This window comes from Pseudomonas sp. SB113 (genome assembly GCF_040754745.1).
GTDB classification, from domain to species: Bacteria; Pseudomonadota; Gammaproteobacteria; order Pseudomonadales; family Pseudomonadaceae; genus Aquipseudomonas; species Aquipseudomonas grimontii.
The window spans coordinates 454,214-470,516 of the sequence record NZ_JBFMHW010000001.1; the positions used below are offsets into that span (position 1 = coordinate 454,214).

General features: G+C 61.3%; 13 protein-coding genes. 7 read left to right on the plus strand and 6 right to left on the minus strand.

The annotated features are described in order from the left end of the window. The first annotated feature begins 10 nt into the window (after positions 1-10). Positions 11-754 carry a YkgJ family cysteine cluster protein gene (locus tag AB1462_RS02110; RefSeq protein WP_259192231.1) on the plus strand — a complete coding sequence of 248 codons (744 nt, stop codon included), beginning with the start codon at positions 11-13 and terminating at the stop codon, positions 752-754. Positions 755-797: 43 nt separating this feature from the next. On the opposite strand, the gene AB1462_RS02115 is transcribed toward AB1462_RS02110, so the two are convergent. Together AB1462_RS02115 and AB1462_RS02120 are read right to left on the minus strand one after the other, a co-directional pair. Beyond that, positions 798-1,580, minus strand: a complete 783-nt coding sequence (locus AB1462_RS02115) for a transporter substrate-binding domain-containing protein (protein ID WP_367246075.1) — start codon at positions 1,578-1,580, stop codon at positions 798-800. A gap of 165 nt (positions 1,581-1,745) precedes the next feature. After that, complete coding sequence (locus AB1462_RS02120) at positions 1,746-1,979, minus strand: hypothetical protein (protein WP_090409281.1); 234 nt, start codon at positions 1,977-1,979, stop codon at positions 1,746-1,748. A 217-nt stretch (positions 1,980-2,196) separates the two neighbouring features. Between AB1462_RS02120 and AB1462_RS02125 the strand changes: the two genes are divergently transcribed. From AB1462_RS02125 to AB1462_RS02150, 6 genes are all read left to right on the plus strand, one after another. Next, positions 2,197-3,363 carry an efflux RND transporter periplasmic adaptor subunit gene (locus AB1462_RS02125; protein ID WP_367246077.1) on the plus strand — a complete coding sequence of 389 codons (1,167 nt, stop codon included), beginning with the start codon at positions 2,197-2,199 and terminating at the stop codon, positions 3,361-3,363. Next, entirely contained in the window at positions 3,360-6,449 is a 3,090-nt protein-coding gene (locus AB1462_RS02130) for a multidrug efflux RND transporter permease subunit (protein ID WP_367246079.1), read from the plus strand. Before AB1462_RS02125 ends, AB1462_RS02130 begins: the two co-directional genes overlap by 4 nt. Positions 6,450-6,480: 31 nt before the next feature. Then, positions 6,481-7,158, plus strand: coding sequence for a heavy metal response regulator transcription factor (locus AB1462_RS02135; protein WP_024073527.1), 678 nt, complete (start codon positions 6,481-6,483; stop codon positions 7,156-7,158). Then, positions 7,148-8,512 carry a heavy metal sensor histidine kinase gene (locus AB1462_RS02140; RefSeq protein ID WP_090409289.1) on the plus strand — a complete coding sequence of 455 codons (1,365 nt, stop codon included), beginning with the start codon at positions 7,148-7,150 and terminating at the stop codon, positions 8,510-8,512. Before AB1462_RS02135 ends, AB1462_RS02140 begins: the two co-directional genes overlap by 11 nt. A gap of 322 nt (positions 8,513-8,834) precedes the next feature. After that, complete coding sequence (locus AB1462_RS02145; protein ID WP_090409292.1) at positions 8,835-10,163, plus strand: OprD family porin; 1,329 nt, start codon at positions 8,835-8,837, stop codon at positions 10,161-10,163. Positions 10,164-10,250: 87 nt separating this feature from the next. Then, entirely contained in the window at positions 10,251-11,744 is a 1,494-nt protein-coding gene (locus AB1462_RS02150) for a sensor domain-containing diguanylate cyclase (RefSeq protein ID WP_315336754.1), read from the plus strand. 113 nt (positions 11,745-11,857) lie between these two features. On the opposite strand, the gene lpxC is transcribed toward AB1462_RS02150, so the two are convergent. From lpxC to AB1462_RS02170, 4 genes are all read right to left on the minus strand, one after another. Beyond that, the gene (gene lpxC, locus AB1462_RS02155; protein ID WP_003171886.1) at positions 11,858-12,769 is read right to left on the minus strand and encodes a UDP-3-O-acyl-N-acetylglucosamine deacetylase; all 912 of its coding nucleotides are present in this window, start codon (positions 12,767-12,769) and stop codon (positions 11,858-11,860) included. Between the two features lie 112 nt (positions 12,770-12,881). Continuing rightward, on the minus strand, positions 12,882-14,078 hold the full coding sequence (ftsZ, locus tag AB1462_RS02160; protein WP_053131424.1) for a cell division protein FtsZ: 1,197 nt from the start codon (positions 14,076-14,078) through the stop codon (positions 12,882-12,884). Between the two features lie 74 nt (positions 14,079-14,152). Continuing rightward, positions 14,153-15,415 carry a cell division protein FtsA gene (gene ftsA, locus AB1462_RS02165; protein ID WP_027604757.1) on the minus strand — a complete coding sequence of 421 codons (1,263 nt, stop codon included), beginning with the start codon at positions 15,413-15,415 and terminating at the stop codon, positions 14,153-14,155. A gap of 15 nt (positions 15,416-15,430) precedes the next feature. After that, positions 15,431-16,300, minus strand: coding sequence for a cell division protein FtsQ/DivIB (locus AB1462_RS02170; protein WP_090409297.1), 870 nt, complete (start codon positions 16,298-16,300; stop codon positions 15,431-15,433). Positions 16,301-16,303: the final 3 nt, after the last annotated feature.

Consider the following 16,303-nt stretch of genomic DNA (forward strand, 5'->3'; position numbering starts at 1 on the left):
CAGATCCGCCATGAACACCCATTTTTCCTGCGTCGGTTGCGGCAAATGCTGCAGCGATCATCACGTGCCCCTGACCCTCCAGGAAGCCCGCCAATGGGCGGCTGACGGCGGTAACGTCATCGTTTTGGTGGAAGGCTTCCTGAGCAGTGGCCTGGGCCTGCCTCAGCAGCAGCGCGAACATGCCGAGCGCCGCTCGGTGGTGGTACCCAGCGGCAACACCGAGGCGTTTGTGGCAATCACCTTTGCCGCCTACAACGCCGGGCGCTGCCGGAATCTTGACGCAGATAACCTGTGCCGCATTTATGAGCGTCGCCCGTTGGTGTGCCGCATCTACCCGATGGAGATCAACCCGCATATCCCGCTCAGCCCCGCTGCCAAGGATTGCCCACCGGAATCCTGGGAACAGGGCCCGGCGTTGATCGTCGGTGGTGAATTGGTGGACCAGGAGCTGGCGGACCTGATCCAGCGCTCGCGCCAGGCCGACCGAGACGACGTGCAGACCAAGGAGGCGGTGTGCGCCTTGCTGGGCATTCGCACCACGGCGCTCAAGGGGGATGGGTTTACCGCGTACCTGCCGGACATGGGCGCGTTTGCCCAGGCGATTGAACTGGCGGTGGATCAGCCGTCCATGGCCAATGAGTGGGTGTTCCATGTATCGGGAATGGACATCGCCGAACAGTTGCTGGATGCCGGCGCGCAGATTGCCACCGAGGTGCCGGCCAACTATGCGTTTATCTCGCTGCGGGCGGCGTAAACCTTGCCGGCCACGTCGCGCGGCGGTCACGATTAATCAGCCGTCACTGCTCGGCAGGAAAGGCGTCAAGGCGGTAGGGTTGGATAATCCTCAGGTACTCGCCGCTCTGCTTCAGCTGTTCAAGGGCGCAGTTGAGTTCGTTGCGCAATGCCGTGTCGGGCTTGCGCACCGCGATGGCCACGCCATCCCCCAAAAGCGCGGACGAAACGGCGGGGCCTGCGAAGTCGAAATCGTGACCGTCTTCAGTGTCGAGCAGGGCTTCACGAATTTCCACGGTGCCTTGCAGGGTCGCATCAATTTCGCCGGCTATAAGGCTGCGTACCAGTTCACTATTGAGCCAGAAACTCTTGACGATGACGCCCCCGGGCGCCCACGCCGACAGGGCAAAAGCCTCGCGATTGCTGCCCAGCAACACGCCGACGCGCTTGCCCCTGAGCGACACTGCACGGGGCTGCAAGCCGGACGTACTGCGCGCCACCAGGCGCGTGGTGAACGGGTAGAGGTTATCGGTGAAGCTCACCCAACGTCGCCGTTGCGACGTTGGCGCCATCCCCATGATCGCGTCGAATTTCCTGGCTTCAAGGGAGGTGAAATCTTCGGCAAGTACCTGGTCGACCCAGATGCAACGTGCATTCATCTGCACGCACAGGGCGTTGCCCAGCTCGATATTCAAGCCTATCAGCTGCCCTTGCGGGTCGCGGCTCTGGAAGGGGGGAAATTGTGCGGCAACGGCGAAACGGATTTCACGCTGCGGTTGATCATCGGCCGCAGAGGCATCAGTCGAAAGCAACAGCGCAAACATTACACAGATGTGTATCAGGGCCAAGGGCGTCGTCCTTTTCCGGAAAGACCAGCATCACCCCACTCCCCCTGAAACCACTGGGGCAGAGCAAAGGCTGTGCAAGCTTTCAAGAAACGGTCGTAGGCCTACAATCAGAAATTTCAGCAGAAGCTGTAGGCAATAGTCGACAAAACGTGCGACTTGTTAACCTCAGCGTTTACCCATCGAACGACGCGTACCCGGCGGCGCCATGCCTGGCGACTTGGTATGGCCATTCTTGGCGCCGTTTTTGTACCACGGTTGGGCCGCATTCCTCGCCCCCGCCAGCTCACCCGGCTTGAACGGAAACTTGAACGCCGGGATCTCGGCTTTTTCAACGCCTTCGGCGCTGGCCGAATCGACGATGTCGGTCGCTTCAACAGGGGGTTGTGTCGGGGAAGTCATAAGGGCTCCGGCGCAGCGATTGGTGTAAAAGCGCGAGTATAGCGGGGCCGGAGGTGCAAGCGGTAAGCTTCAAGCGGCAAGTTAAAAGCCTTAGCTGTCATGGCTGTCAGTTTGCCGTCACGATCCTGACCGGTTATCCCCGCTATAAAGCTGCTATCCAAACTTCAACTTGCAGCTTGCAGCTTGACACTTGCAACTGCGCCAACGGCGTCTTTCCATGCACATTCAACGAAAAACTGCCCTGATCGTGGGTGTCCTCGTGGTCGTGGCGATTGCAGCATGGGCACTGACCCGGCCAGCCAAGGCCAAACTGGCGGCACCGACCGCGATCCCGGTGCGGGTGGTGAGCGTAGCGCAGCAGGACGTTCCACGCTTTGTCAGCGGCATCGGCACAGTGTTGTCCTTGCACAGTGTGGTCATTCGCCCGCAAGTCGACGGCATTCTCACCCAGTTGCAGGTCAAGGAAGGCCAGTTGGTCAAGGTCGGCGACTTGCTGGCCAGAATCGATGATCGCTCGATCCGCGCCAGTCTCGACCAAGCCAAGGCGCAACTGGGCGAGAGCCAGGCGCAGTTGCAGGTGGCGCTGGTCAACCTCAAGCGCTACAAGGAATTGAGCGTCGACGACGGCGTGTCCAAGCAGACCTACGACCAGCAACAAGCCCTGGTCAACCAGCTCAAGGCCACCGCCCAAGGAAACCGGGCCGCAATCGATGCAGCCCAGGTCCAGCTTTCCTACACCCAGATTCGCTCACCCGTCAGCGGCCGCGTCGGTATTCGCAATGTGGATGAAGGCAACTTCCTGCGCACCAGCGATACCCAGGGCCTGTTCTCAGTGACCCAGATCGACCCGATTGCCGTTGAGTTCTCTCTGCCGCAACAGATGCTGCCGACCCTGCAAGGCCTGATCGCCGCACCGACCCAGGCCAGCGTCGACGCCTACCTGGGTGCCGACACCGACGGCCAGACCGGTGATTTGCTGGGGGAAGGCCACTTGAGCCTGATCGACAACCAGATCAGCTCCACCACCGGCACCCTGCGCGCCAAGGCCGAGTTCAACAACGCCTCGCAACGCCTGTGGCCGGGGCAACTGGTGACCATCAAGATCCAGACGGCCCTCGACAAAAATGCCTTGGTGGTGCCGCCGACCGTGGTGCAACGCGGCCTGGATTCGCACTTCGTGTACCGGGTCAACGGGGACAAGGTCGACGTGGTGCCAGTGCAAGTCACCTATCAAAACAGCGACGTGAACATCATCAAGGGTGTGCAGGCCGGTGACGTGCTGGTCAGTGATGGGCAGTCGCGGCTCAAGGCCGGAGCCCAGGTGGAGGTGCTCAAGGAACCACCGCAGGTGATCCAGACCGTCGACGCCAAGGTGCAGCCATGAGCCGCTCGCCGTCAGCCTGGTGCGTCGACCACCCGGTCGCCACCCTGCTGCTGACCTTCGCCCTGGTGCTGCTCGGGATCATTGCCTTCCCGCGCCTGGCCATCGCGCCACTGCCGGAAGCGGAATTTCCGACGATCCAGGTCACCGCACAATTGCCCGGCGCCAGCCCGGATACCATGGCCTCCTCGGTGGCGACGCCGCTGGAAGTGCAGTTCAGCGCCATCCCCGGCATGACCCAGATGACCTCCAGCAGTGCCTTGGGCTCAAGCCTGCTGACGCTGCAATTCACCCTCGACAAGAGCATCGACACCGCCGCGCAAGAAGTGCAGGCGGCGATCAACACCGCCTCCGGCAAGCTGCCCAGCGACATGCCAAGCCTGCCCACCTGGAAGAAGGTCAACCCGGCGGACAGCCCGGTACTCATCCTCAGTGTCAGCTCCGACAGCATGCCCAGCACCGAGCTGAGCGACTATGTGGAAACCCTGCTGGCGCGGCAGATCAGCCAGATCGACGGTGTCGGCCAGATCAACATCACCGGCCAGCAACGCCCGGCGATCCGCGTGCAGGCTTCCCCCGACAAACTCGCGGCCATCGGCCTGACCCTGGCCGATATTCGCCTGGCCATCCAGCAATCGAGCCTCAACCTGGCCAAGGGCGCGATCTACGGGCAGAACAGCGTGTCGACCCTGTCGACCAACGACCAGCTGTTCCATCCGGAGGACTACGCGCAGTTGATCGTGTCCTACAAGGACGGTGCACCGGTGCAATTGCGCGATATTGCCAAAGTCATCAACGGTTCGGAAAACGCCTACGTGCAGGCTTGGTCCGGCGACACGCCGGGCGTCAACCTGGTGATTTCGCGCCAGCCCGGCGCCAACATTGTCGAGACCGTAGACCGCATCCAGGCCGAACTGCCGCGCCTGCAAGGCATGCTGCCGGCCTCGGTGCAGGTCAGCGTATTGTCTGACCGCACCAAGACCATCCGCGCGTCCCTGCATGAAGTTGAGGTGACCCTGCTGATCGCCATCCTGTTGGTGGTGGCGGTGATGGCGCTGTTCCTGCGCCAGTTGTCGGCGACGCTGATTGTGTCCAGCGTGCTCGGCGTGTCGCTGGTCGCCAGTTTTGCGCTGATGTACCTGATGGGCTTCAGCCTGAACAACCTGACCCTGGTGGCAATCGTGATCGCCGTGGGCTTTGTGGTCGATGATGCCATCGTGGTGGTGGAGAACATTCACCGCCACCGCGAAGCCGGGCTCGACAAGCGCGAAGCGGCGATCAAGGGCGCCGGAGAGATTGGCTTTACGGTGGTGTCCATCAGCTTCTCGCTGGTGGCGGCGTTTATTCCGCTGCTGTTCATGGGCGGTGTGGTCGGACGGTTGTTCAAGGAATTCGCACTGACGGCCACCTCGACCATCCTGATTTCGGTGGTGGTCTCGTTGACCCTGGCGCCGACATTGGCAGCGCTGTTCATGCGCGCCCCGACCCATCCCGCCCACGACAAACCCGGCTTCAGCGAACGCCTGCTGGCCGGCTATGCGCGCAACCTGCGCCGCGCGCTGGCCCATCAACGCACCATGGCCGCCATTTTCGTGGTGACCCTGGCCCTGGCCGTGGTCGGCTACGTGTTTATTCCCAAGGGCTTCTTTCCGGTACAGGACACCGGTTTTGTGCTCGGCACCAGCGAAGCGGCGGCCGATGTGTCGTACCCGGACATGGTCGCCAAGCACAAGGCCCTGGCCGAGATCGTCAAGGACGACCCGGCGGTCCAGGCGTTTTCCCATTCGGTGGGCGTGACCGGCAGCAACCAGACCATCGCCAATGGCCGCTTCTGGATCGCCTTGAAAGACCGGGGCGATCGCGACGTGTCCGCCAGCCAGTTCATCGACCGCATCCGGCCCAAGCTGGCGAAAGTGCCGGGCATCGTGCTGTACCTGCGCGCCGGCCAGGACATCAACCTCAGCTCCGGCCCCAGCCGCGCCCAGTACCAGTACGTACTCAAGAGCAATGACGGCCCGACACTCAACACCTGGACCCAACGCCTGACCGAAAAACTGCGCGCCAACCCGGCCTTTCGCGACCTGTCCAACGATCTGCAACTGGGCGGCAGCATCACCCATATCAGCATCGACCGTCAGGCCGCCGCGCGCTTTGGCCTGACCGCCACCGATGTCGACCAGGCGCTGTACGACGCCTTCGGCCAGCGCCAGATCAACGAGTTCCAGACCGAGATCAACCAGTACCAGGTGGTGCTGGAGCTCGACACCCAACAGCGCGGCAAGGCCGAAAGCCTGAATTACTTCTACCTGCGCTCGCCGTTGACCAATGAGATGGTGCCGTTGTCGGCGGTGGCCAAGGTCGACCCGCCGACCGTGGGGCCCTTGTCCATCAGCCATGACGGCATGTTCCCGGCCGCCAACCTGTCGTTCAACCTGGCCCCCGGTGTGGCGCTGGGCGATGCGGTGATCATGCTCAACCAGGCCAAGAATGAAATCGGCATGCCGACCACCATCATCGGCAACTTCCAGGGCGCGGCCCAGGCGTTCCAGAGTTCGCTGGCCAGCCAGCCCTGGCTGATCCTCGCGGCGCTGGTGGCGGTCTACATCATTCTGGGCGTGTTGTATGAGAGCTTCGTGCACCCACTGACGATTATCTCCACCTTGCCCTCGGCGGGGTTGGGCGCGCTGATCATGCTGTCGCTGATGGGCCAGGACTTTTCGATCATGGCGCTGATCGGCCTGGTGCTGCTGATCGGCATCGTGAAGAAGAATGGCATCCTGATGATCGACTTCGCCCTGGACGCCCAGCGGGTACGCGGGTTGCCGCCGGAGGAAGCGATCTATGAAGCCTGCGTCACGCGGTTCCGCCCGATCATCATGACCACCCTCGCCGCCCTGCTCGGCGCGGTACCGCTGATGCTCGGCGCCGGCCCCGGTGCGGAAATGCGCCAGCCCCTGGGCATCGCGGTGGTCGGCGGCTTGCTGGTGAGCCAGGCGCTGACGTTGTTCACCACACCAGTCATATACTTGTACCTTGAGAAAATTTTCCACCGGCCCAAACCAGCTGCCGAGCTGGCGACCACACACTGAGGCCAAGGCACCGCCCTGGAGCAAAAGGCTCATGCGCGTACTGATTGTTGAAGATGAAGAAAAAACCGCCGACTACCTGCACCGTGGCCTGACGGAGCAAGGCTACACCGTCGACGTGGCGCGCGAGGGCGTCGAGGGCCTGCACCTGGCGCTGGAGAACGATTATGCGGTGATCGTGCTCGACGTGATGCTGCCCGGCCTCGATGGCTTTGGCGTATTGCGAGCCTTGCGTGCGCGCAAGCAGACGCCGGTGATCATGCTCACCGCCCGCGAGCGCGTGGAAGACCGTATCCGCGGGCTACGCGAAGGCGCCGACGATTACCTCGGCAAACCGTTTTCATTCCTTGAACTGGTGGCGCGCCTGCAAGCCCTGACCCGCCGCAGCGGCGGCCACGAGCCGGTACAAGTGACCGTCGCCGACCTGTGGATCGACCTGATCAGCCGCAAGGCCAGCCGCAACGGCGTGCGCCTGGACCTGACCGCGAAGGAGTTCTCGTTGCTCAGCGTATTGGCGCGGCGCCAAGGCGAGATCCTCTCCAAGACCTCGATTGCAGAAATGGTCTGGGACATCAATTTCGACAGCGACGCCAACGTCGTGGAGGTGGCGATCAAGCGCCTGCGCGCCAAGCTTGACGGGCCGTTCGAACACAAGCTGCTGCACACCATTCGCGGCATGGGTTATGTGCTGGAGAATCGTAGTGTCGGCTAACTCCATTGCCCTGCGTCTGAGCAGCATGTTCACCCTGGTGGCGGCGCTGATATTCCTGTTGATCGGCGGCGTGCTCTATCAGCAGGTGGATCGCAGCCTGGGCTTGCTGCCAGGGGCGGAGCTGGATGCGCGCTACAGCGTGTTGGAGTCCTCTGTGAACCGCTTCGGTACACCGGACCATTGGGTGAAGATTCAAGCCAAGCTCAAATTATTGGGTGAGGAAGACAAGCGTATCCGCTTCTGGGTGGTCAGCAGCGATCCGAACTACGAGTATGGCAACCCCGATGCGCAGATCCGCGCCTTCGCCGAAGGCCCGACGGGTAAGCGCGATCTGCGCCTGCCGGGGCGCGAATACCCGTTCAAGGTGCTGGTGAGCCAGTTCCCGGCCAAGGACCAACGCCCACCGCTGCGTTTCATGATCGCCATCGACACCGAAAACTTCCGCGCCACCCAGCACCATCTGCTGGTGGCGCTGGTCAGCCTGGCGCTGGTCGGCGTGGTGCTGGCGGCGCTGCTGGGGTTCTGGGTGTCGCGCATTGGCCTCAAGCCGCTGAGCAAACTCTCGGATGAAGCACAGAAGCTGGCGCCGCCGAAGCTCTCCGGGCGCCTGCAACTGTCGCCGCTGCCGCCGGAGCTGAGCCAGTTCGTCAACTCGTTCAACTCCACCCTGGACCGCGTGGAACAGGCCTACTCGCGCCTGGAGTCGTTCAACGCCGACGTCGCCCACGAACTGCGCTCGCCGCTCACCAACCTGATCGGCCAGACCCAGGTCGCCCTGACTCGCGGGCGTTCGGCCGAGCATTATTTCGAGGTGCTGCAATCGAACCTCGAGGAACTGGAGCGCCTGCGTTCGATCATCAACGACATGCTGTTCCTCGCCAGCGCCGACCAGGGCAGCAAGGCCACCAAGCTGATTGAAAGCTCATTGGCCGACGAGGTAGCCACCACCCTCGACTACCTGGACTTCATCCTCGAAGACGCCCAGGTCCGGGTGCAGGTCCACGGCGACGCCCAGGTGCAGATCGAGAAAGCCCACCTGCGCCGCGCGCTGATCAACCTGCTGAGCAATGCGGTACAACACACTGCGCCCGGACAGGTGATCGAGGTAAACATCGACGTGCTGGAACATCATGTGGCGATCGGCGTGACCAACCCAGGCGATGTGATTGCCAGCGAACACCTGCCACGCCTGTTCGAACGCTTCTATCGGGTGGACGCGTCGCGCAGCAACAGCGGGGCCAATCACGGTTTGGGGCTGGCGATCGTCAAGGCGATTGCGCTGATGCATGGCGGCGATGTGTTCGTGCGCAGCGACGTGAGTGGTAATACCTTCGGCATTACCCTCCCGGTTTAGACAACTCGTTCAAATGTGGGAGGGGGCTTGCCCCCTCACACATGGGAACCCCACACCAGCACTGTTGCGATTTGGGCAACAGTGATTATCTTGTTACACTCTGTATCGTACCGCTCGCCTGCGTTAATTTGACGCATCGATGAGCGCGACGGCAAAGGCAGCTGACCCGCTTACCCGAATTTCCCTCGACTTATTTCCAGGGCTCTACACTGGGAATCTGTCTTAAAGCCGCTGACTTCAGCGGCTTTTTTTTGCCGTAAAAAAAGGCCAGGCACACCCCCACGACATTGGCCGTTTTCGATTGACCAAAGGAGCTGTACCGGTGAAGAACTCGCTGACGTTCACCCCGTTATTCCTCGCGATTGCAGCAACGATCGTCCCCTTTGCCCACGCGGCAGACACTACCCCCACCGACGGTTTCGTCGAAGGCTCGCACCTCAACATCAACACCCGCAACTACTACATGAACCGCGACCGTCGCGACATCCACACCGATGACAGCAAGGAATGGGGCCAGGGTTTTATAGGCACCTTCGAATCCGGCTACACCCAGGGCACCGTCGGCTTCGGCCTGGACGCCCACGCCATGCTCGGCCTCAAGCTCGACGGCGGTGGAGGCACCGACGGTTCCAGCATCCTTCCCTACGGCAGCACTGACGGCAGCGGCAAAGCGCCCGGGTCGTTCTCCACCGCAGGTGGCACCTTGAAGATGCGCGCCTTCGACACCGAGTTGAAGGCCGGCGACCTGTTCCTCAACAACCCGGTGATCGCCGGCGGCATGACCCGCATGCTGCCGCAGACCTTCCGGGGCGTAAGCCTGAGCAACCACAGCTTCGACGGCTGGATGCTCGAAGGCGGCCAGGCCAGCTTCACCAAGCTCTACAACCAGAGCGGCCACCGGCGCATCGGCACCAGCTATGGCGCATTGCCGAGCAACACTGACAGCCAGCACATGAACTGGGCCGGTGTGTCTTTCAGCGGTATTCCCGGCCTGACCAGCAACCTGTATGCCTCCGAACTCAAGGACGTGTGGCACCAGTATTACTACGACCTGGACTACACCTACGCGTTGAACGACCTGGTCAGCCTCAACCCGGGCCTGCACTACTACCACACCCAGGACACCGGCCAGTCACTGCTGGGGGGTATCGACAACAACACCTACAGCCTGCACTTCACCGTCGGCGTCGGTCACCACAGCGTCACCGCCGCGTACCAGCGGGTTAACGGCAACACGCCGTTCGACTACATTAGCCAGGGCGATAGCGTGTACCTGGACAATTCCCAGCAGTACTCGGACTTCAACGGCCCCAACGAGCGCTCGTGGAAACTCAAGTACGCCTATGACTTCGCCGGCCTCGGCCTGCCTGGCCTGACCTCGGCGGTGTCCTACATCAGCGGCAAGACCGACCTGACCAAGGTCGACCCGCAAAGCCGTGGCTATAGCGCCTGGTACAGCGCCGATGGCAAGGACGCCAAACACTGGGAAAGGGATATCGATTTAAAGTATGTGGTGCAAGGTGGCAAGGCCAAGGACCTGGCCGTGCGCCTGCAATGGGCGACCAATCGCGGCAGCAACGGCTACTCGGCGGTGGATCGGGATGTGGATGAATACCGGGTGATCGTCGACTACCCGATTAACGTGTTCTGAGTCCACGGATCTTTCTTTTTAACTAACGATTTAATTTTCATCGGGTAGAACTAAACTGCCAGCATTCACCCCGCTGAAGTCTGCCCGATGAGTCAACGCCGTGTTCGTACCGCGCCTGCACACCCCGAATTGCTGCTGATCCTCGGCAGCGGTCTCACCGTTGTCCTGATTGTGATCATCGTCGCAGTATTGCTGGTCCGTGAACACGCCAGCACCCTGCAGGCCGCCACGCGTTCAACCACCAATATTGCCCAACTGATCAACGCCGACGTGCTGCGTAACGTCGAACTCTACGATCTGGCCCTCAAAGGGTTGATTGCCGCCAAGCAACGTGAAGATCTGTCGCAGGTTGCCGAGAATATCCAGCACCTGGTGCAGTTTGACTTGTCCACGGCAGCACCTTTCAAGGGTGAAGTGCTATTGCTGGACGCCAATGGCGCGGTGATCGCCGACTCCTCCACCCTGCACCCCACCCCGCGCAACTTTGCCAGCCGCGATTATTTCCAGGTGCATGCCAAGGATGCCCAGGCCGGCTTGTTTATCAGCCGACCGTTCCAGATCCATTGCGACTGCGACCAGGTCTGGCGCATGGCATTCAGCCGGCGTGTGTCAGGGCCTAATGGCGAGTTTGCCGGCGTTGCGGTCGCGACCATGCGCCTGGCGTATTTCGACCAACTGTTCAATACCCTGACGATCGGCAACAGCAGCAGCGTGAATCTGCTCAACACCAAAGGCATTTTGTTGGCCCAACAGCCGTTGCTCGAACGCGACATGATCGACAAGGACCTGAGCGAGCGGCCGAATTTCAAGAGAATCCTGCGTGAAGGCAGTGGCAGCTTCCAGGCCCTCTCAGCCATCAGTGGCAAGGAGCGCCTGTACACCTTCACCAATGTGGGTGAGCTGCCGCTGATTGTGGTGGTGGCACTGTCCAGTGAAGATGTATTCGCCCCTTGGAAACGCGCCGCTTTGCTGACCGGTGGCGCCACAGGCATTCTCTGTATCGGTTTGTTATGGCTGACCTGGATGCTGCGCCGGGAACTGCGGCGTCGCTATCGCGCAGAGCGTGTGCTGTCAGAACTGGCAGCCACCGATGCCCTGACCGGCCTGGCCAACCGCCGCATCCTGGACGAACGCCTGCGCCTTGAATGGGACCGCGCGCAACGTTCGCTCGAACCACTGACCGTGCTGATGATCGACGTGGATCACTTCAAGGCCTTCAACGACCGCCATGGCCATCACGGTGGCGACGCGGCATTGCGCACCGTGGCCCAGGTGATCGGCGCCAATATCCGCCGCCCGGCTGACCTTGCGGCGCGCTATGGCGGCGAGGAATTTGCGGTGGTACTGCCCCATACGGATGCCAAGGGTGCCTGGGTCATCGCCGAGCATATCCGCAGCAGCATCGAGCATTTGCCAAGGGTGGCAGGGGACGAGCGGCCGATCACGGCGAGCATCGGCGTGAGCACTTGGGACAAGCGCAGCCGCATGTCCCTGGAGGCTTTGCTGCTCAGTGCGGATCGTGCGTTGTATGAGGCCAAGCACACGGGGCGCAATCGGATTGTGGACGCCTCTGCAGTCTGAATAACGCAAACGGCCCTTGTGGCGGGCGGGCTCGCCCGGCAAGGGAAGTGTCCAGGCAATAAAAAAGGCCACCCGAAGGCAGCCTTTAAAAACTAAAGAAAGAGAGTTGTTACTTACACCGCCGCAACGGGACGCATGTAAGAGATCGGTGCGGTGCTGGCATCTTCGAAGGTCACGACTTCCCAAGCGTCTGTCTGCTCAATCAACTTGCGCAGCAGCTGGTTGTTAAGGGCGTGGCCCGACTTGAAGCCTTTGAACTCGCCTATCAGGCTATTGCCCAGCAGGTAGAGGTCACCGATTGCATCGAGGATCTTGTGCTTCACGAATTCGTCTTCATAGCGAAGGCCATCTTCGTTCAGTACACCATCCGCGTCGACCACAATGGCGTTTTCAACGCTGCCGCCGAGTGCGAGGTTGTGCTTGCGCAGGTACTCGATGTCACTCATGAAACCAAAGGTACGGGCGCGGCTGACTTCTTTTACGAACGAAGTGCTGGAAAAATCCACGCTTGCACTTTGGGTGCGGTCACGGAATACCGGGTGATCGAAATCGATCTCAAAGCTCACTTTAAAGCCTTCGAACGGGACGAAGGTGGCGCGCTTGTCGCCGTCTTCTACTGTCACTTCCCGCAGAATGCGTATGAACTTCTTGGCTGCGTCCTGTTCTTCCAGGCCGGCAGATTGAATCAAGAATACGAAGGGTCCAGCGCTGCCATCCATGATAGGGACTTCGGACGCGGAGAGCTCGACGTAGGCGTTATCGATGCCCAAACCGGCCATGGCCGAGAGCAAGTGCTCCACCGTGTCCACTTTGACGTCACCGTTGACCAACGTGGTCGACATCGTGGTTTCGCCAACATTTTCCGCGCGAGCAGGAATCTGCACCACAGGGTCCAGGTCGGCACGCACAAACACGATGCCGGTGTCGACAGGTGCAGGCTTGAGGGTCAGGTATACCTTCTCCCCGGAGTGCAGACCTACACCTGTGGCACGAATAATATTCTTCAGGGTGCGTTGTTTAATCATGGCTTGGACCGCTTCAGCGCAAATTGCGAACTGGTATCAACAAAGGCTGGCGATAATAGCAGACCAGACCTTTGCTGAACACCAATCACCTTCATAGCCCTGATACATTCCATTAATCGGCCTGACGACGCAGGAATGCCGGGATGTCCAGGTAGTCCAGATCATCTTGCGGATTCGGGCTACGGGACGCCGCAGCACCGGCCTGAGCCTGGTTGCGCATCACGGTCGGACGGTCCAGGTCACGGTAGTTCACCGACGGCAGTTCCTGGCGCGAAGGCGCTGGAGCGGCAGCCGCTTGGCTGGCGTGGCTGGTATGAACGGTATTGTCGATGACCTTCACAGGCTTCTCGATTTTCGCGCCCAGGCCGGTAGCAACCACGGTCACGTGCAGTTCGTCGCGCATGTCCGGATCGATAACGGTACCGACTTTGACCATGGCGTGCTCGGAAGCGAAGGCTTCGATGATGCTACCCACGTCGGAGTACTCACCCAGGGACAGGTCAGGACCGGCGGTGATGTTCACCAGGATGCCGCGTGCGCCTTGCAGGTTCACGTCTTCCAGCAGCGGGTTGCGAATGGCCGCTTCAGTGGCTTCGCGTGCACGGTTAGGACCGCTGGCGCAGCCAGTGCCCATCATCGCCATGCCCATTTCGCTCATGACAGTACGTACGTCGGCAAAGTCGACGTTGATCATGCCCGGACGCTTGATGATGTCGGAGATACCGCGAACGGCACCGGCCAGTACGTCGTCAGCCTTGGCGAACGCGGACAGCAGGCTTGCGTCCTTGCCCAGGATGGTCAGCAGTTTCTCGTTGGGAATGGTGATCAACGAGTCGACGCTTTCAGACAGCAGACGGATACCTTCGTCGGCGATCTGCATGCGCTTGCGACCTTCGAACGGGAACGGACGAGTCACGACTGCGACGGTCAGAATCCCCATTTCCTTGGCCACTTCGGCAATGATTGGCGCTGCACCGGTACCGGTACCGCCGCCCATGCCAGTGGTGATGAACACCATGTTGGTGCCCTGCAGCACTTCAGCAATACGCTCGCGGTCTTCCAGCGCGGCTTGACGGCCGACTTCCGGATTGGCGCCAGCGCCGAGGCCTTTGGTCACGGCTGTGCCCAATTGCAGGATGGTCCGCGCGCCGATGCTTTTCAGCGCCTGGGCATCAGTGTTGGCGCAGATGAATTCAACGCCTTCAATGTTGCTCTTGACCATATGGTTGACAGCGTTGCCGCCGCCACCGCCGACACCGATCACTTTAATGACCGGGCTGGCGGGGATGTTGTCTACGAGTTCGAACATGTTCCCTCTCCTTTCGTTTTCTCTAGTTTTTTCGCCTACTACTTGTTTCGGTGCTGCGGTGTTGCGGTAAATCTTTAGAAATTGCCTTTAACCCAAGCCTGCAGCCGCTCGAACAACGGCGCCTTGGCCTCGTCGTCGCTGCGGTAGCTGTCACGGTTGCTCGGGCCCGACAGGGAAATGCCGTCGGTCTGCTTTTGCAGCCCGTACAACAGCAAGCCCACACCGGTGGAATAAATCGGGTTGCGCACCACGTCGCCCAAGCCTTTCACGCCATGGGGAACACCCAGGCGTACGGGCATGTGGAAGATTTCCTCGGCCAGTTCGACCGCGCCTTCCATCTTCGAGGTGCCACCGGTCAGCACGATGCCGGCCGGGATCAAATCTTCGTAGCCGCTGCGGCGCAGTTCAGCCTGGATCAGGGTGAACAGCTCGTCGTAGCGCGGTTCGACCACTTCGGCGAGGGCCTGGCGCGACAGCTCGCGCGGTGGACGGTCGCCCACGCTCGGCACCTTGATGGTCTCGCCGGCACCGGCCAACTTGGCCAGGGCGCAGGCGTAGCGGATCTTGATTTCTTCGGCGTACTGGGTCGGCGTACGCAGCGCCATGGCGATGTCGTTGGTCACCTGGTCGCCGGCAATCGGGATCACGGCGGTGTGACGGATCGCACCCTCGGTGAAGATCGCGATGTCGGTGGTGCCGCCGCCGATGTCCACCAGGCACACGCCCAGTTCTTTTTCGTCGTCGGTCAGTACCGAATACGCGGAGGCAAGCTGCTCGAGAATGATGTCGTCGATTTCCAGCCCGCAGCGGCGCACGCATTTTTCAATGTTCTGTGCGGCGTTGACGGCACAGGTCACCACGTGGACCTTGGCTTCCAGACGTACGCCCGACATGCCCAGGGGCTCGCGAACGCCTTCCTGGTTATCGATCACATAGTCCTGCGGCAGGGTGTGCAGCACGCGCTGGTCAGCCGGGATCGCCACGGCCTGGGCGGCGTCGAGGACGCGTTCAAGGTCGGCCGCGCTGACTTCACGGTCGCGGATCGCCACGATGCCGTGGGAGTTCAGGCTGCGGATATGGTTACCGGCCACGCCGACGAACGCCGAGTGAATCCGGCAACCGGCCATCAGCTGCGCTTCTTCGATGGCGCGCTGGATCGATTGCACGGTGGACTCGATGTTGACCACCACGCCCTTCTTCAGGCCCCGGGACGGATGCGTGCCAATACCGACGATTTCGATCGTGCCGTCTTCCCCGACCTCGCCCACCAGCGCCACCACCTTGGAGGTGCCGATATCGAGACCGACGATCATTTTGCCGCTTTGCACGTTTGCCATGGGTCCTGCCTCTTCTTAATTCTTCGCGACAGCGGGTTGCGCTGCCGTGGGCGCAGCCGGTTCACGCCAGCCGACGGCAAGGCCGTTGGCGTAACGCAGGTCGACGCTCGCAATGTTCGTAATCTGTTCTTTCAAGGTCTTGTCATAGATGGCGATGAAGCGGCGCATCTTTTCCACCAAGCGGTCGCGTCCAAGCAACAACTGGATGCCCGGGCCGGAACTGCCTGCCCCGGTCGTCAAAAACCAGCTCCCCCGTTCACGCAATTCCAGGCGTGCAATGGAGAAGCCCATTGGCCGCAGCATCTGGCTCAAGGCCTGGTACTGCTGCATCACTTGCTGCTGCGCCCGCTGCGGCCCGAACAACTGCGGCAGGTGCTCGTAGTTAGCCAGCTCACGCGGGGTGAACGCCTGGCCCTGGTTGTTCAACAGCGCCTCATCACCCCAACGGGCCACGGGCAGTTGTTCTTCCAGGCGGATCGTCACCTGGTCCGGCCACACACGGCGGACTTCGGCGTGGGCGATCCACGGCATCTGCTCCAGCTCCCGGCGCATACCGGCCAGGTCGATGGTGAAGAAGCTCGCCGCCAGGTACGGGCCGATGCGCTGCTGAACCGCTTGCTGACTGATGTAGCTCAAGTCGCCCTGCACGCTGATCTTGGTGATCGGCCGGTCGGCATACGGCAATAGACGCTGTGCACCTTCGTAAGTGCCAAAGCCCAGCACCACCAGCAACACCGGCCAGTACAGCGCCTTGAGGAAACCAAAGTTGGCTTTCGGCAGGCGCGCCGACATCGGCTCTTTAGCCACCATTCGACTGGCACCCCGTGGCACCGGCTTGCGGCTCGGTGCTTGTGGGGGCTGATGACGAAGCGATGCGCCTTTCATGTC

Coding starts and splice junctions, on each gene's coding strand:
- AB1462_RS02110 (WP_259192231.1), top strand. CDS start 11: ATGAACACCCATTTTTCCTGCGTCGGTTGCGGCAAATGCTGCAGCGAT.
- AB1462_RS02120 (WP_090409281.1), bottom strand. CDS start 1,979: ATGACTTCCCCGACACAACCCCCTGTTGAAGCGACCGACATCGTCGAT.
- AB1462_RS02125 (WP_367246077.1), top strand. CDS start 2,197: ATGCACATTCAACGAAAAACTGCCCTGATCGTGGGTGTCCTCGTGGTC.
- AB1462_RS02130 (WP_367246079.1), top strand. CDS start 3,360: ATGAGCCGCTCGCCGTCAGCCTGGTGCGTCGACCACCCGGTCGCCACC.
- AB1462_RS02135 (WP_024073527.1), top strand. CDS start 6,481: ATGCGCGTACTGATTGTTGAAGATGAAGAAAAAACCGCCGACTACCTG.
- AB1462_RS02150 (WP_315336754.1), top strand. CDS start 10,251: ATGAGTCAACGCCGTGTTCGTACCGCGCCTGCACACCCCGAATTGCTG.
- lpxC (WP_003171886.1), bottom strand. CDS start 12,769: ATGATTAAACAACGCACCCTGAAGAATATTATTCGTGCCACAGGTGTA.
- ftsZ (WP_053131424.1), bottom strand. CDS start 14,078: ATGTTCGAACTCGTAGACAACATCCCCGCCAGCCCGGTCATTAAAGTG.
- ftsA (WP_027604757.1), bottom strand. CDS start 15,415: ATGGCAAACGTGCAAAGCGGCAAAATGATCGTCGGTCTCGATATCGGC.
- AB1462_RS02170 (WP_090409297.1), bottom strand. CDS start 16,300: ATGAAAGGCGCATCGCTTCGTCATCAGCCCCCACAAGCACCGAGCCGC.